Annotated in this window: 2 protein-coding genes; one reads left to right on the forward strand and one right to left on the reverse strand. The window is 56.7% G+C overall.

What is annotated here, in order from left to right; genetic code table 11:
* The coding region (locus ACM9HJ_RS30895) for a hypothetical protein (protein ID WP_416575652.1) at positions 1-341 on the forward strand (341 nt) is incomplete at its 5' end.
* A gap of 81 nt (positions 342-422) precedes the next feature.
* Here the strand turns inward: ACM9HJ_RS30895 and ACM9HJ_RS30900 are convergent.
* Positions 423-1,784 (reverse strand): RHS repeat-associated core domain-containing protein (locus tag ACM9HJ_RS30900; RefSeq protein ID WP_416575653.1); only part of this gene is annotated, 1,362 nt, incomplete at its 5' end.

Here is a 1,784-nt window from a genome sequence, read left to right on the forward strand (position 1 = left end):
ACGTCGTAGCCGGTCGTGCTGACCGTGCCGTCGCGCTGCGTGAAGCCCGTTTTATAGCAAACCAAACAATCGACGTTGTGCATGATTGTATGCTGATGGGCTCATTCCATCTTCACGCATTGCTAAATATGCTCTCTTGTACCGGTCAAGTTCGTAAAATAAAATACCGTGTATACCTTGGGCATCTCTTCTGCGTATTGGCCTATTCCATATATTGGACAATGCAATGTCAATTTGCTTTTTTAATTGCGAATTCAAAATATTGTCAGAAAATTGAATTTCTTGGTTTTCTTCTGGAAATATTAAAGAAAACTCTTCATCCGTTGCTTGAAATACGCTGAAAGTGCAATTATTGGCGCCATCAATAATTTGAATATTTTTCATTTTAACCCCTCAAGTTGGTCTTCTTTCTTGATTTAGCTTCAGCGTGTTTTTCGTCTATTTTCCTGTTGCGCCTTATCGGGGTTAGAATTGGTGTCCCCTTTGGAAGTGGTTGTAATGACCGAAGAGGGTGTCTCTGAATCCTCTGGCAAAGGTGGACGGACATTATCATAGCCGCCGTCTGGATATTGGACATCCCAATGTGGTCCACCATGAGCAATATTACCTTGCCCAGTTGGCACCCAGACACCCCCATCCTTGCTTTCCCATCCATTACCCTTTCCATTCGGATTTGGCACCCAGTTCGGGCCACCTTTCGGGTCTTTATAACCCGTCATTCCTCCTGGATAGCCTGGCGCCTTAGCGCCCGCTGGGTCCCATGCATCGGCCGGTGGTTTGGAAAAAACGGCGTTATCCTGAACTCCATTGGTTTCGGCAGCGCCTTCAACTGCCATTGCTCCCTGCGCAGAGTCCTTATTTATTTTGTCCGTCCTAGGGGCAATTTGACTCAACACCCCAATTACAGCAACAGTACCAGCTACAGCCAGATTCCCCGCTTCTACGACTGCACCAACACATGCAGGCATTGCCGGAATACAGGCTGCGATAGCAACCAGCCCGGTCGGATCGACGCCCATTGCGGGCGAGTTCTTCACATAGGCATACCGATTCAGCCCATCCTTGATCCCAATCGGATCGAGCTGCATCCACCTCCCGTCCTGGGGATCGTACGCGCGGTTGGGCGTGTGGTACAGGCCCGTCTCCGCATCGAACCGCATCCCGGCATACCGGAACTGCGGCCCGGCCGCCCCCGCCTGGGGTGAGTTGCCATAGGCGTCGTAGGTGTAGGCCCCGCCCAGCTTGCCATCCGGCCGCAGCCAGCCGATGACGCTGCCCTGCCGGTTCGGCAGCAGCCGGATCAGTCCGCCCGCCGGCGCGTGCACCGCGACCACCGCGCCGCCGATGCCCGATGCCCGGATCGTCCGCTCCTTCAGCGTGCCGGCGGCGTCGTAGGTTCCCCACTCGACCCCGTCCAGTTCCAGGTACAGGGTCGTGACATTGTTCACCTGCTTCCAGGCCCGGCCGCCCTCGGGGTAATAGCCGTACGTCGCCGCCATGCCCGGCGCGTTGGCCCCGGTCAGCATGTTGCGGCTGTCATAGCGCCAGGTGCGGGTGGCCGCACCCGTACGGTTGCCGCGCCCGTCATGCACCTGCGCCACCCCGTCCACCTTGGTCAGGGCGTTGATCGGCGAGGCCGGGTCGTAGCTCGTGGTTTTGGCGAGTGTCGGCGCCGGCTGCCACAGGAAGGCGGTATTGTCCAACGCCTCGCTGGTCAGCTGCCCGGCCAGGTCATAGACGTAGCTGGCCACCAGCGATCCGCCCGACCAGCCATGCGACAGGCC

It is taken from the genome of Niveispirillum sp. KHB5.9, assembly GCF_048066115.1.
Taxonomy (GTDB): domain Bacteria; phylum Pseudomonadota; class Alphaproteobacteria; order Azospirillales; family Azospirillaceae; genus Niveispirillum.